Here is a 273-nt window from a genome sequence, read left to right as displayed (position 1 = left end):
TCAAACGTTATCGACGCCGTGCCCCTACTTTCGGTGTGTTTAATCAAACAAATTTCAGACTGTGGGGGCACGGCATTCTATAATCTGGCGAGAGAAATCAAACGTTATCGACGCCGTGCCCCTACTTGCGGTGTGTTTAATCAAACAAATTTCAGACTGTGGGGGCACGGCATTCTATAATCTGGGCAGAGAAATCAAAAGTTATCGACGCCGTGCCCCTACTTTCGGTGTGTTTAATCAAACAAATTTCAGACTGTGGGGGCACGGCATTCT

The 273-nt window shown here is 46.9% G+C and carries 1 protein-coding gene; it reads left to right on the top strand.

Annotated elements, in window-relative coordinates; translation table 11 throughout:
• On the top strand, positions 1–180 hold a 180-nt coding region (locus tag MiSe_RS50225; RefSeq protein ID WP_226595108.1), incomplete at its 5' end, for a hypothetical protein.
• Between the last annotated feature and the right edge of the window lie 93 nt (positions 181–273).

The sequence above is a fragment of the Microseira wollei NIES-4236 genome (assembly GCF_020521235.1).
GTDB classification, from domain to species: Bacteria; Cyanobacteriota; Cyanobacteriia; order Cyanobacteriales; family Aerosakkonemataceae; genus Microseira; species Microseira wollei.
Note: the sequence above shows the minus strand (reverse complement) of the source record. Positions and strands in the feature narration are given on the sequence as shown.